At 73.6% G+C, this 12878-nt stretch carries 11 protein-coding genes and 1 tRNA gene; 11 read left to right on the top strand and 1 reads right to left on the bottom strand.

The window, feature by feature from the left end; all coding sequences use genetic code 11:
* Position 1 precedes the first annotated feature (1 nt).
* The 10 genes from rsfS to SXIM_RS07420 all read left to right on the top strand — a co-directional run bounded on the left by rsfS (position 2) and on the right by SXIM_RS07420 (position 11449).
* Positions 2–451 carry a ribosome silencing factor gene (rsfS, locus tag SXIM_RS07465; RefSeq protein ID WP_030725733.1) on the top strand — a complete coding sequence of 150 codons (450 nt, stop codon included), beginning with the start codon at positions 2–4 and terminating at the stop codon, positions 449–451.
* Positions 448–1098 carry a histidine phosphatase family protein gene (locus tag SXIM_RS07460; RefSeq protein WP_030725736.1) on the top strand — a complete coding sequence of 217 codons (651 nt, stop codon included), beginning with the start codon at positions 448–450 and terminating at the stop codon, positions 1096–1098. The genes rsfS and SXIM_RS07460 overlap by 4 nt, the downstream gene beginning before the upstream one ends.
* A gap of 281 nt (positions 1099–1379) precedes the next feature.
* The gene (locus SXIM_RS07455) at positions 1380–1613 is read left to right on the top strand and encodes a hypothetical protein (protein ID WP_030725739.1); all 234 of its coding nucleotides are present in this window, start codon (positions 1380–1382) and stop codon (positions 1611–1613) included.
* A gap of 130 nt (positions 1614–1743) precedes the next feature.
* Positions 1744–1816, top strand: a tRNA-Ala gene (locus SXIM_RS07450).
* A 224-nt stretch (positions 1817–2040) separates the two neighbouring features.
* A complete protein-coding gene (leuS, locus tag SXIM_RS07445) occupies positions 2041–4902 on the top strand; it encodes a leucine--tRNA ligase (protein ID WP_030725742.1) in 2862 nt (953 codons plus the stop codon).
* A gap of 134 nt (positions 4903–5036) precedes the next feature.
* Positions 5037–5636 carry a hypothetical protein gene (locus SXIM_RS07440; protein WP_030725745.1) on the top strand — a complete coding sequence of 200 codons (600 nt, stop codon included), beginning with the start codon at positions 5037–5039 and terminating at the stop codon, positions 5634–5636.
* A 23-nt stretch (positions 5637–5659) separates the two neighbouring features.
* Positions 5660–6505, top strand: a complete 846-nt coding sequence (locus SXIM_RS07435; RefSeq protein WP_030725748.1) for a DegV family protein — start codon at positions 5660–5662, stop codon at positions 6503–6505.
* A 141-nt stretch (positions 6506–6646) separates the two neighbouring features.
* Complete coding sequence (locus SXIM_RS07430) at positions 6647–7606, top strand: ComEA family DNA-binding protein (protein ID WP_107073911.1); 960 nt, start codon at positions 6647–6649, stop codon at positions 7604–7606.
* On the top strand, positions 7593–10316 hold the full coding sequence (locus SXIM_RS07425; RefSeq protein WP_246156849.1) for a ComEC/Rec2 family competence protein: 2724 nt from the start codon (positions 7593–7595) through the stop codon (positions 10314–10316). Before SXIM_RS07430 ends, SXIM_RS07425 begins: the two co-directional genes overlap by 14 nt.
* An 89-nt stretch (positions 10317–10405) precedes the next feature.
* The gene (locus SXIM_RS07420) at positions 10406–11449 is read left to right on the top strand and encodes a zinc-dependent alcohol dehydrogenase (RefSeq protein ID WP_030725760.1); all 1044 of its coding nucleotides are present in this window, start codon (positions 10406–10408) and stop codon (positions 11447–11449) included.
* Between the two features lie 102 nt (positions 11450–11551).
* On the opposite strand, the gene SXIM_RS07415 is transcribed toward SXIM_RS07420, so the two are convergent.
* Positions 11552–11779: a hypothetical protein gene (locus tag SXIM_RS07415; protein WP_030725762.1), complete on the bottom strand. Its 228-nt coding sequence runs from the start codon at positions 11777–11779 to the stop codon at positions 11552–11554.
* Between the two features lie 74 nt (positions 11780–11853).
* Here SXIM_RS07415 and holA point away from each other — a divergent pair, with 74 nt between their 5' ends.
* Positions 11854–12843, top strand: coding sequence for a DNA polymerase III subunit delta (gene holA / locus SXIM_RS07410; RefSeq protein WP_148236079.1), 990 nt, complete (start codon positions 11854–11856; stop codon positions 12841–12843).
* Positions 12844–12878 lie beyond the last annotated feature (35 nt).

Genomic DNA, 12878 nt, shown 5'->3' with positions numbered 1-12878 from the left:
TGTGACCGCAACGGATCGCGCCACCGAGCTGATCGAGGCCGCCGCCCAGGCCGCGGCCGACAAGCTGGCGCACGACATCATCGCCTACGACGTCAGTGACGTCCTCGCCATCACCGACGCCTTCCTGCTCGCCTCCGCGCCCAACGACCGGCAGGTCAAGGCCATCGTCGAGGGCATCGAGGAGACGCTGAACAAGGAGCTGGGCGCCAAGCCGGTGCGCCGCGAGGGCGAGCGCGACGGCCGCTGGGTGCTGCTGGACTACGTCGACATCGTGGTGCACGTGCAGCACGCCGAGGAGCGCGTCTTCTACGCGCTGGAGCGGCTGTGGAAGGACTGCCCGCAGCTGGAGCTGCCCGAGGACGCCAAGGCGACCCGGGGCAAGGCAGCCGCGCACGCCGGAGAGGCGGGCCCGGCGGACGAGGGCCTGGCACCCGGCGGTGAGTTCAGCTGAGCGCCGCGCGGAGCCACGGACGGCGGATCGTCCTGTGGCGGCACGGCCAGACCGCCTGGAACCTGGAGAACCGCTTCCAGGGCACCTTGGACATCGAGCTGACCGAGACCGGCGTGGCCCAGGCCAAGCGGGCCGCGCGGCTGCTGGCCGGGCTGTCGCCGCACACGATCATCGGCTCCGACCTGCGGCGTACGGTGGCCACCGCCGCCGAGCTCTCGGCCGTCACCGGATTGCCGGTCACCCATGACGAGGCGCTGCGCGAGACGTACGCCGGCGAGTGGCAGGGGCTGACGCACGAGGAGATCAAGGCCCGCTTCGGCGAGCAGTACGCGGCGTGGAAGCGCGGCGAGCCGGTGCGGCGCGGCGGCGGCGAGCTGGAGACCGAGGTCGCCGACCGGGCGGCGCCCCTGGTGGAGCGCACGGCGGAGAAGCTGCCGCCGGGCGGGGTCCTGGTGGTCGTCAGCCATGGCGGGACGATCCGGACCACCATCGGCCGGCTGCTCGGCCTCGCGCCGGCCACCTGGGAGGCGCTGGGCGGGCTCGCCAACTGCTCCTGGTCGGTGCTGGGCGAGAGCGAGCGCGGCTGGCGGCTGCTGGAGCACAACGCGGGTTCGCTGCCGGAGCCGGTCATCGGCGACGACGTCTGAGACGACGTCTGACAGGCGGCGGGACCCGAGGGGGAGCGGCAGCGCCGGGGTGACCCGGCGGCGGGGTGTGGCACGGGCGTCGGCGGGTAGCCGACGCCCGTACGGCTTGGTGGGCACGTGCGGCGCGGGCGGCGAGGGTGACGCCGATCTCGAAAGCGTCTCCCTTCGCTCACGACGTGTGACGCGGGACTTATTCGCCGGGGTCCCGCGTGGCACAATCGGAAGGCGTCGGGCGAGGGGTCCCCGGCTTGGCCTGTCCGGCGTTGACGGAGGCGTTTCCCTTGGGTGCCCACAGCAGGAAGTGCGACTGGTGCGGCTGCGGTACGCCCATCGTCCGTGATCTCCAGCCCGTGAACACGGACTATCAGTACTGGTGCGTGGAGTGCGCGCGGGCGCTCATCATCAAGGGCGACCCGATCGAGGTGTACCGGGAGCTGGAGGGCGAGCCGATCTATGGCCGGCTGCTGGACGAGCACTGTGCGCTGAAGCGGTTCTACTCCTTCGCGAGTGCCTGATGAACCCCCGGACGGCGGGCCGCCGCAGCCGATTTGGCAAACCACCCCGGTGAGTGTGTAGAGTAAGGGCATCGCCGCAAGGGGCCGGAAGGGAAACCGGAAGGAAGCCCGGCGGGGAACAACAGAACAAGGGGCTATAGCTCAGTTGGTAGAGCGCTTGCATGGCATGCAAGAGGTCAGGAGTTCAATTCTCCTTAGCTCCACAATCACCAAGCGGGTCATCCAGTTGATGGATGGCCCGCTTTCGGTTTGTCCCCGTGCGGTATTCTGAGGCCATGCGTGCCGTACGCCTTCTGCTTAGCCGGCCGCGCTGAGTCACCGCCGGTCCCGCCGCTGAGCCGGGCCCGGAATCGGCGCGGCGACCCCCTCCTGTGCGAGGGGTTTTTTCATGGCGCGGCAGAGACGACCCGATGGAGCTTCGAGGACCATGAGCGAGACACAGAAGTACGACGCCGCCCTGGCAGCGGACATCGAGGCACGCTGGCAGGACTGGTGGGAGCAGCACGGCACGTACCGCACGCCCAACCCTTCGGGTGACCTGGCGGATGACCCGGCGCAGGCGGCCCGGCCCAAGAAGTTCATCATGGACATGTTTCCGTACCCCTCGGGCGCGGGCCTGCACGTGGGACATCCGCTGGGCTACATCGCCACCGACGTGTACGCCCGCTTCCTGCGGATGAGCGGCCACAACGTCCTGCACACGCTGGGGTACGACGCGTTCGGCCTGCCCGCCGAGCAGTACGCCGTGCAGACCGGCACCCACCCGCGGGTGTCCACCGAGACGAACATCGAGAAGTACGAGGCGCAGCTGCGGCGGCTGGGCCTGGGCTACGACAAGCGGCGCACCGTCGCCACCATCGACCCGGAGTACTACCGCTGGACGCAGTGGATCTTCCTGCAGATCTTCAACTCCTGGTACGACACCGGCGCCGGCCGGGCCCGGCCCATCGCCGAGCTGGTCGCCGAGTTCGAGGCCGGCACCCGCGAGACCCCGGACGGGCAGCCGTGGAGTGAGCTGACGGCGGCGCAGCGGGCCGACGTGCTGACCGGGTACCGGCTGGCGTACGCCTCCGACGCGCCCGTCAACTGGTGCCCCGGCCTGGGCACGGTGCTGGCCAACGAGGAGGTGACCGCCGACGGTCGCTCCGAGCGCGGCAACTTCCCGGTCTTCAAGTCCAAGCTGCGCCAGTGGAACATGCGGATCACCGCCTACGCCGACCGGCTGGCGGACGACCTGGACACGGTGGACTGGCCCGAGGCCATCAAGCTGCAGCAGCGCAACTGGATCGGCCGCTCGGAGGGCGCGCGGGTCGACTTCCAGGTGGGCGAGCCGGGCGACGGAGGCGCGGTCACGGTCTTCACGACGCGTCAGGACACGCTGTTCGGCGCCACCTACATGGTGCTGGCGCCCGAGCACCACCTGGTCGACGCGATCGTGCCGGCCGCGTGGCCGCAGGGCACCCACGCGGTGTGGACGGGTGGGCACGCCACGCCTGGCGCGGCGGTGGCCGCGTACCGCAAGCAGGCGGCGGCCAAGTCGGACGTGGAGCGGCAGGCGGACGCCAAGGTCAAGACCGGGGTGTTCACCGGCGCGTACGCCACCAACCCGGTCAACGGCGAGCGCGTTCCCGTGTTCATCGCCGACTACGTGCTGATGGGCTACGGCACCGGCGCGATCATGGCGGTGCCGGCGCACGACAGCCGGGACTTCGCCTTCGCGCGTGCCTTCGAGCTGCCGATGCGCTGCGTGGTGGAGCCCACGGACGGGCGGGGCACGGACCCGGCCGCGTGGGACGACGCGTTCAACGCCAAGGACGCGCGGCTGATCAACTCGGCCTCCTCCGAGGTGTCGCTGGACGGGCTGGGGGTCGAGGACGCCAAGGCGGCGATCACGGCGTGGCTGGCGGACCGCGGCCTGGGCGAGGGCACCGTCAACTACCGGCTGCGTGACTGGCTGTTCAGCCGGCAGCGGTACTGGGGCGAGCCGTTCCCCATCGTGTACGACGAGGACGGCATCGCGCACGCGCTGCCCGCCTCCCAGCTGCCGCTGGAACTGCCGGAGGTGGACGACTACACGCCGCGCACCTTCGACCCGCAGGACGCCGACACCCAGCCCGAGACGCCGCTGTCCCGCAATGAGGAGTGGGTGCACGTCACCCTGGACCTGGGGGACGGGCGCGGCCCCCAGCGCTACCGGCGCGAGACCAACACCATGCCCAACTGGGCCGGCTCCTGCTGGTACCACCTGCGCTACCTGGACCCGCACAACAGCGAGCGGCTGGTGGACCCGGAGATCGAGCGCTACTGGATGGGCCCGCGCGAGGGCATGCCCACCGGGGGCGTGGACCTGTACGTGGGCGGCGCCGAGCACGCGGTGCTGCACCTGCTGTACGCGCGGTTCTGGCACAAGGTGCTGTTCGACCTGGGACACGTGTCCTCGGCCGAGCCGTACCACAAGCTGTTCAACCAGGGCATGATCCAGGCGTACGTCTACCGTGACGCGCGCGGCTTCCCGGTGCCCGCCGCCGAGGTGGAGGAGCGCGAGGGCGGCACGTACTGGTGGGGCGGCGAGCAGGTCACCCGCGAGCTGGGCAAGATCGGCAAGTCGCTGAAGAACGCCATCTCGCCCGACGACATCGCCGCGCAGTACGGCGCGGACACGCTGCGCCTGTACGAGATGGCGATGGGTCCGCTGGACGTCTCGCGGCCGTGGGAGACACGGGCGGTCGTCGGGCAGTACCGGCTGCTGCAGCGGCTGTGGCGCAACGTGCTGGACGAGACCACCGGCGACGTGACGGTGACGGAGGACGCGCCGGACGAGGAGATGCTGCGGGCCGTGCACCGGGCGATCGACGGGGTGACCCGCGATCTGCAGGGGCTGCGCTTCAACACCGCCATCGCCAAGATCACCGAGCTGAACAACTACGTGACCAAGCGGGGCGGGGCCGTTCCGCGCCAGGTCGCGGAGACCCTGGTGCTGCTGACGGCGCCGCTGGCCCCGCACATCGCCGAGGAGCTGTGGCACCGGCTGGGGCACGAGGGTGGCAGCGTCGCGCACGCGGACTTCCCGGTCGCCGATCCGGCGTACGTGGTCGAGGAGACGGTCACGTGCGTGGTGCAGGTGAAGGGGAAGGTGAAGGCGCGGCTGGAGGTGCCGCCGGGGATCGACGACGCCGAGCTGGAGGCGCTGGCGCTGGGCGATCCCGGTGTCGTCGCGGCGCTGGGCGGGGCCGGGGTGCGCAAGGTGATCGTGCGCGCGCCGAAGCTGGTGAACATCGTTCCCGCGTGAGCGGCTGAGCGGCTGAGCGACGGGTGCGGGGCGGGATCCGGGTTTCTTCCGGGTCCGGCCCCGTCCCCATTCGGGGGCGGTCCGCCTACGCTGGTGGCCAGGACTGTGTGTGGCACGGATGTGTGGAGGGCGGGATGGAGATCGCTGTCGCGGTGATGGTGCTGACCTTCCTGGTGTTCGTGGCGCTGGCGGTCCGCACGGTGCGGTCGGTGAAACGGCGGGCCGAGCGGGCGGGGCGCGAGCTGCGCCAGAAGGTGAACCGCACGGTCTCGGAGGCCACTCTGGCGGCCCGCGCGGTGCAGCCCGGGGTGATCGGGGAGGCCGCGCGGACCCGCAGGGAACTGCGCTCGGCGCTGGACGGCACCCGGGGCGTGCTGCGGGCGGGGGCGGCCGACGATCCGGCGCTGCGCGAGTCGCTGGCGCTGCTGGACCAGCTGTACGGGCACGCACGGCAGCTGGACGGCGAGCTGGAGACGCTGGTGGCGGGCGACCCGGACCGGGGGTGGGTGGCGTCCCGGCTGCCCGCGCTGCGGGAGCGGGCCCAGCGCATCGTACGGTCGGCCGACTCGCTGCGGCAGGCGGCCCTGGAACGGGCGCACCGGCACGACGCGGACGCGCTGAACGCGCTGCACGAACAGATCGCGGTGGAGGCCAGCGCGCTGCGCCACTGGGCGCCCGCCGCGCAGCCGGAGCCCGGTATCGAGGGCGGCAAGGGGCCGCAGGAGCGCCGGTAGGGACGTCCGCTAATCTCCGGACCATGCCCCGATCTGTCGCCATCGTCACCGATTCCACCGCCTATCTGCCGCCGGCGGAGCTGACGCGGCACGCGATCACCTCCGTCCCGTTGACGGTGGTGCTGGGCGGCGAGGCCGTGCCGGACGGTACGCCGGACGCGGCGCGGCGGCTGGAGCGGGCGCTGCGGGAGCGGCTGCCGGTGACCACCTCCCGGCCCAGCCCCGAGACGTTCGCGGCGGCGTACCGGCGGGCGGCCGAGGAGGGCGCGGAGGCCGTGGTCTCGCTGCACCTGTCGGCGGAGATCTCCGGGACGTACGACGCGGCGGTGCTGGCGGGCCGGGACGCGCCGCTGCCGGTGCGGGTGGTGGACAGCGGGATGGCCACCATGGCGCTGGGGTTCAGCGTGCTGGCGGCCGCCGAGACGGCGGAGGCGGGCGGCTCGGCGGACGAGGCGGTGGCGGCGGCGGTCAAGCGGGCCCAGTCGACGCGGGCGTACTTCTACGTGGACACCCTGGAGCATCTGCGCAGGGGCGGGCGGATCGGTGCGGCGCAGGCGCTGCTGGGGTCCGCGCTGGCGGTGAAGCCGCTGCTGGAGCTGGTGGAGGGGCGGATCGAGCCGCTGGAGAAGGTCCGCACGGCGGGGAAGGCGATCGCGCGGCTGGAGGAACTGGCCGTCGGTCACGCGGGTCTTGGCCCGGTGGAGGTCGCGGTGCACCATCTCGCGGCGGAGGAACGGGCGGTGGCGCTCGCCGAGCGGCTGCGGGAGCGGATTCCGGGGGTGGAGGACGTGCAGGTGAGTGAGGTGGGCGCGGTGATCGGTGCGCACACCGGGCCGGGGCTGCTGGGGGCTGTGATCGCCCCGAAGTAGGCGGGCGGATGGGCGCTGGTCGGGGTGAGGGGCCGGCGGTCGTCACTCACATGAGTGACGGAGTTATCCACAGGTGCCGGGTTGTCCACAAAATCCGGCGCTGTTCCCCGCTGCTGGGGGAATGTCCGTACGGTCCTGCCCATGGAGATCGACAGCGGGAAGACGAGCAGGTCCGGGGCCGGTAGGGCGATCCGGGGCGGCAAGCGGGCGGCCACCGGCAGGCGGCCGGGCGCGGACCGGCCGCCGAACGCGGAGGCACCGGGCGCCCGGCGGCGGGCGGGGGAGCTGTTCCCCCGGGAGGTGAGCCGGGCCACCGGGGCGGCGGGGCCTCCGCTGCCGGATGTCGGGGCGGCGGGCGCGCGGGTGCTGTCCAGGGCACCGGCGGAGCCCGATCCGCCGCCGCCACGGGAGGCGGCGGGCGGGGCGCCGCTGCCGTGGCGGGTGCGGTTACGGCTGGCCCTGCTGGACCGCTGCGCCGTGGAACCGCGAACGCTGGCGGCCCTGGCCGTGGTGCTGGTGGTGGCGGCCGGATTCGCCGCGCACCACTACTGGAGCGGCCGGCCGAGTACGGTCACGGCGAGCACGGAGCTGGTCGCCCTGCCGTCTCCGGCCGCGTCCGCGGCCGGGGTGGGGGAGAACACCGGGGCGGGGGAGGCAGCCGGCCAGGAGAGCGAGCCGGCCACGCTCGTCGTCGACGTGGCGGGTGAGGTACGCAGCCCCGGGCTGCAGACCCTGGCCGCCGACGCGCGGGTGGCGGACGCGGTCGAGGCGGCCGGCGGGGTGCTGCCCGGCACGGACACGGACGGTCTCAACCGGGCCAGGGCACTGAGCGACGGCGAACAGGTCCTCGTCGGCGTCACGCCCGAGCCGTTCGCCGCCGACGGAGCGGCGGTGGTTGCCGGGGTGGGCGGGCCGGTGAGTCTCAACACCGCCACCTCGGAGCAGTTGCAGACGCTGCCGGGCGTCGGCCCGGTCCTCGCCGGCAACATCATCGGCTACCGCGAACAGCACGGCGGCTTCAGCTCCGTCGACCAACTGCTCGACGTCTCCGGCATCGGCGAACGCCGGCTGAGCGATCTGGAATCCCGTGTCACCCTCTGAGCTCCCCGCCCTGCGGAAGGCGCCCGCCACGGGGCAGGACGGCCGGGAGACCTCGGGAGCGGAGGACGTGTGCAAGGCGGCCGGCACGGAACAGGCCGGTTCCCGTGGCGGCTTCCTGCCCTCCGGAGCGCTGGCGGCCGTCGGCGGCGACGGCGGGGACCGGACGGCGGACCTGCGGTTGGTGGCCCCGGCCGTCGCCGCGTGGGCGGCCGCCGCGCTCGCCCTCGGCGGGCCGCTGCCGTGGGCCCTGGGCGGGGCGGCCGGCGCGGTCGGGCTGGCCCTGGCGGTGCTGCTGTGCCTCCGTTCGGGGGTGTGGGTGGCGGTGGCCATGGCGCTGCTCTCGGCCGGAGCCGGGGCGGTGGTGGCCGCGCTGCACGGCGCGGCGGTACGGGGCAGCCCGCTCGCGCAGTCGATCGGGGAACGGACCACCGTCGAGGTGGAGATCAGCGGCGACCCGAAGGTGGCCGCGAACCGACGGGGGGAGGTGATCGTGATGACGGGCGAGGCGGAAGGCGGCGGCCCCGTCGTGCTGGTGGCCGCCCCGGGGGCCGAACACCGGGCGGAGTGGGCCGCGTTGCTGCCCTCCACCCGCGTGCTGGTCGAGGCCAGGACGGGTGAGCCGATGCCCGGCCGGGAGAGCGAGTTCGCGGCCGTGCTGAAAGTCCTGGGGGACGGGCCGCCCCTGCTCACGGCCTCGCCGAGCGGCCCTCAGCGGTTCGCCGGAGCGCTGCGTCAGTCGCTGCGCGAGGCCACGGACGGCCTGCCGCCCGACGCCCGGGCCCTGGTACCGGCACTGGTCATCGGGGACGCCTCCCGGATCACCCCGGAACTGCGGGAAGCCGTCCAGGCGACCGACCTGACGCACATCATCGTCGTCAGCGGCGCCCATCTGGCGATTGTGCTGTTCGTCCTGATCGGGCCCGCGGGGACGGCCGGGCGGGCCGAGCGAGGCGGTCTGGCCGGGCGGCTGGGGATCGGGCTGCGGACCACCGCCGTGCTGGGCGGCGGGCTGCTCGTGGGGTTCGTTCTCATCTGCCGGCCGGGCCCCAGCGTGCTGCGGGCCGCCGTCTGCGGCGGGATCGCGCTGCTCGCCATCGCCACCGGCCGGCGCCGCTCACTGCTGCCCGCACTGGCCGCCGCCGCCCTGCTGCTGATCCTCTATGACCCCACCCTGTCCCGCTCCTTCGGCTTTCTGCTGTCGGTGCTGGCCACCGGCGCGCTGCTCGTCCTCGCACCCCGGTGGAGCGCGGCCCTGCGGCGGCGTGGGGTGCCCGGGAGGCTGGCGGAAGGGCTGGCGGCGGCCGGGGCCGCGCAGGCGGTGTGCGCGCCGGTGGTCGTCGTGTTCACGGAGCGGATGAGCCTGGTGGCGGTGCCGGCGAACCTGCTGGCCGAACTCGCCTTCGCTCCCGCCCTGGTGGCGGGCTGGGCAGCCCTGGTGTGCGCGCCGGTGGCCATGCCCCTCGCCCAGTCGCTGGCCTGGCTGGCGGGCTGGCCCGCCGGGGCGATCGCCCTGATCGCCCGCACCGGGGCCGGGCTGCCGGGCGCTGAACTGGCCTGGCCGGGCGGCTGGGCCGGGGCAGCGCTCCTTGGGGTGCTCACCGTGGCGGTGGTGGCGCTGCTGCGCCGGGCCCTGCGGCGGCCGGCGCTGGGGGCGGGTTGTGCCCTGCTGTTGCTGGCGGCGGTGCTGCGGCCCGCCCCGGTGGAGGGGCTGACCCGGGCCCTGAGTGGCTGGCCGCCGGCGGGCTGGCGGCTGGTGGTGTGCGACGTGGGGCAGGGCGACGCGCTGGTGCTCGCGGCCGGGGCGGGGTCTGCGGTGGTGGTGGACGCGGGTCCTGACCCGGTGGCGGTGGACCGCTGTCTGCGTGAGCTGGGTGTGCGGTACATCCCGCTGCTGGTGCTCAGCCACTTCCACGCCGACCATGTCGCCGGACTGCCGGGGGTGTTGCGGGGCCGCACGGTGGACGCGATCCACACCTCACCGGTATGGCGGGACGCCGACCAGGCGGAGTTCGTGGTGCGTACCGCCGCCGAGGAGGGCATTCCGGTGCTGCCGGTGGCCGTGGGCGCCGGGGCGGCGGTGGGGGAGGAGCTGAGCTGGGAGGTGCTGTGGCCGCCGGCGGACGCGGCCGAACAGGGGTACGGGGCCAACGACGCGAGCGTGACGCTGTGGGTACGGACCGGCGGGCTGACCGTTCTGCTGCCGGGCGACCTGGAGCCACCGGCCCAACGGCGGCTGCTCGCCGCGCATCCGGGACTGGGCGAGGTGGCGGTGCTCAAGGTCGCGCACCATGGTTCGGGCGAACAGTACGGGCCGCTGCTGGAGCGGCTGCGGCCCCGGCTGGCGCTGATCCCGGTGGGCGCGGACAACGGCTACGGCCATCCGGCTGCGCGCACCCTCGACGCTCTTGATGCCGTCGGCGCGATGGTCCTGCGCACGGATCTGCACGGCGCACTGGCCGTGGTCGAGGGCCGGTCAGGGCCCGTGGGCATCATCCGGCGCGGTCGGTGTCCCCGGGGTGCCGAGGGGAGGCGTACGCGAGAGGGGCTGCCGGTCCCGGAGGTCGCCTCGCGGCATGGCGCCGTGAGAGCGGGCGTGGCGGGGGCCTCTCGCGTCGGAGTGAACGCTTCCGGCGACCGCACCGGAGCCAGCCGGGCCTGGCGTTCCTCGCCCGGGTCGATGATCCCGCAGGTCAAACGGGTAGTGGGGTGAGAGGCTCGTCCTCCGGAGGTGTTGTACTGGGTCCGATGTGCCGGACTCATTCCCTGGTGCGGCACCTGGACCGAAGGAACACGAGTGTCATGAATGCAGAACAGCGCTATGTGAGGGTGTCGGGGCCGCGGCAGTTGGAGGAGTTGGCCGGGGACGAGCAGCGACCCGCGCCGGACGGCGTGGTCGTTGACATCACGTACAGCGGGATCTGCGGGACGGATGTCCACGGATACACCGACGGGCACATGCTGCCGCCCGCCGTTTTCGGTCACGAGTGGACGGGGACCGTCCGCGCGATCGGGGACGAGGTGTCCCACGTGCGGGTCGGCCAGCGCGTGATCGGCGGCGTCGGGCCCGCCTGCGGTGCGTGTCGGCAGTGCCTGGCCGGTCACTATAGGCAGTGCGACACGGCGTTTGCCGAGGCCAACGGCGTGGACGAGGCCGCTCCCGCCCACGGGGCCTTCGCGACGCGCGTCCGGGTGTCGGCGCGTCGGGTGATCCCCGTGCCCGAGGGCATCTCGGATGTCGAAGCCGCACTGGTGGAGCCGGCGACCGTGACCTTCCACGCGGTGCGGCGCACCGCACTGGAGCCCGGGTCCGTGGTCGTGGTGCAGGGCGCGGGGCCGATCGGCCTGCTCACCGCCCAGCACGCGCGCAACGCGGGCGCCGGCCAGGTCATCGTCTCGGAACCCTCGCCGGCCCGCCGGAACGCCGCTGAGAAGCTGGGCTTCAGTGAGGTGGTGGCGCCCCAGGACCTGCCTGGTCTCCTCTCGGAGGCCACCGGCGGACTCGGGGCCGACGTGTTGTTCGAGTGCGCGGGTGTCGCGTCCCTGTTGCAGCCGTCCGCCGAGCTGGTCCGGCGCGGCGGAGTCCTCGCGCTGCTCGGCTTCCCCCTGACCGAGTCGACGGTCAGTTACGGGGACTGGCAGAGCAGGGAACTGACGGTCATCGGCTCGCTCGCCTACAACCACGAGGATTTCATGGGAACGATGCGCGCCATCACCCAGAAGCGGATCGATGTCGCCTCCCTGCACACCGGCACCGTCGGCCTGTCACAGCTCGGCGACATGCTGGAGGAGCTCGACTCGGGCAAGAGTGCTCACGCCAAGGTGCTGGTCGATCCGCGCGCCTGATTCCGCGCACTGATTCCGGGCACGGCGAGGTCGGCGTCCGCCGCGCGGGCGGACGCCCCGGCCGAGCGGACCCCGGGACCCGCCGGGAGATGACGACAGCTCCTAGGACCGCTCCAGCCAGCCCTCGTGCGCCTCCGCCAGCGCGGCGAGCGCCGCCACGTCCAGGGTGGCCGGGGCCGGCTCCAGGACGACCAGCCACTGGGCGTCCTCCGCGTCGTCCTCGCCGGCCAGGGCCTCCCGCACCAGCCGGGGTTCGCTCGGCAGCGGGAAGCGTTCGGTCAGTTCGCCCGCCACCTCCTCCGCAGCGTCGCGGTCGGGCAGTACCAGGATCAGGGTGGTCGCTTCGGTCACCGGCCCATTGTCGCCGCCCGTGCGTGTCAGTGGCGCGTGGGATGCTGGGGGCGATGGCCAGGAAGACGCAGAACACCGCCGACGACCCGCTCGCCGCCCTCACGCTCGCCGTGGGGCAGGAGGAGCTGCTGCTGGACCGCGCCGTGCGGGAGGTCACCGCCGCCGCCAGGGCCGTGGACCCCGACACCGACGTGCGGGACCTGGCGCCCGGCGAGTTGCAGCCGGGCACCCTGGCCGAGCTGACCAGCCCTTCGCTGTTCTCCGAGCGCAAGGTGATCGTCGTCCGGGGGGCGCAGGACCTGGGCGCGGATTCGGTCAAGGAACTGAAGGCCTATCTCGCCGACCCCGCCGAGGAGATCACCCTCGTGCTGCTGCACGCCGGTGGGGCCAAGGGCAAAGGGCTGCTGGACGCCGCGCGCAAGGCCGGGGCGCGGGAGGTGCTGTGCCCGAAGATGACCAAGCCCGCCGACCGGTTGACCTTCGTGCGCGGGGAGTTCCGGTCGGCCGGTCGCAGCGCCACCCCCGGCGCCTGCCAGGCACTGGTGGACGCCATCGGCAGTGACCTGCGCGAACTGGCTTCGGCGGTCGCTCAGTTGACCGCCGACGTGGAGGGGGCCATCGACGAGGCGGTGGTGGCCCGCTACTACACCGGCCGGGCCGAGGCGTCCAGCTTCACCGTCGCCGACCGGGCGGTGGAGGGGCGGGCGGCCGACGCGCTGGAGGCGCTGCGCTGGGCGCTGTCCACCGGGGTGGCGCCGGTCCTGGTGACCAGCGCGCTGGCCCAGGGGGTGCGCGCGATCGGCAAGCTGGCCTCGGCCCCCGGCGGCATGCGGCCCGGCGATCTGGCCCGCGAACTGGGCATGCCGCCGTGGAAGATCGACCGGGTGCGGCAGCAGATGCGCGGCTGGTCGGCGGACGGGGTCGGGGTCGCGCTGCGCGCGGTCGCCGAGGCCGACGCCGCTGTCAAGGGCGGCGGCCAGGACCCCGGTTACGCCCTGGAGAAGGCCGTCGTCACCATCGCCAGGGCCGCCCGCACCCGCTGAGCGCCGGGCCCCGGTCCCGGGCAGCGGTCCGTTCC

It is taken from the genome of Streptomyces xiamenensis (genome assembly GCF_000993785.3).
GTDB lineage: Bacteria > Actinomycetota > Actinomycetes > Streptomycetales > Streptomycetaceae > Streptomyces > Streptomyces xiamenensis.
Note: the sequence above shows the minus strand (reverse complement) of the source record. Positions and strands in the feature narration are given on the sequence as shown.

What these genes read in the sequence shown, in the direction of transcription:
- leuS (WP_030725742.1), top strand. Translation starts at nt 2,041, where the DNA reads ATGAGCGAGACACAGAAGTACGACGCCGCCCTGGCAGCGGACATCGAG.
- SXIM_RS07440 (WP_030725745.1), top strand. Translation starts at nt 5,037, where the DNA reads ATGGAGATCGCTGTCGCGGTGATGGTGCTGACCTTCCTGGTGTTCGTG.
- SXIM_RS07435 (WP_030725748.1), top strand. Translation starts at nt 5,660, where the DNA reads ATGCCCCGATCTGTCGCCATCGTCACCGATTCCACCGCCTATCTGCCG.
- SXIM_RS07430 (WP_107073911.1), top strand. Translation starts at nt 6,647, where the DNA reads ATGGAGATCGACAGCGGGAAGACGAGCAGGTCCGGGGCCGGTAGGGCG.
- SXIM_RS07420 (WP_030725760.1), top strand. Translation starts at nt 10,406, where the DNA reads ATGAATGCAGAACAGCGCTATGTGAGGGTGTCGGGGCCGCGGCAGTTG.
- holA (WP_148236079.1), top strand. Translation starts at nt 11,854, where the DNA reads ATGGCCAGGAAGACGCAGAACACCGCCGACGACCCGCTCGCCGCCCTC.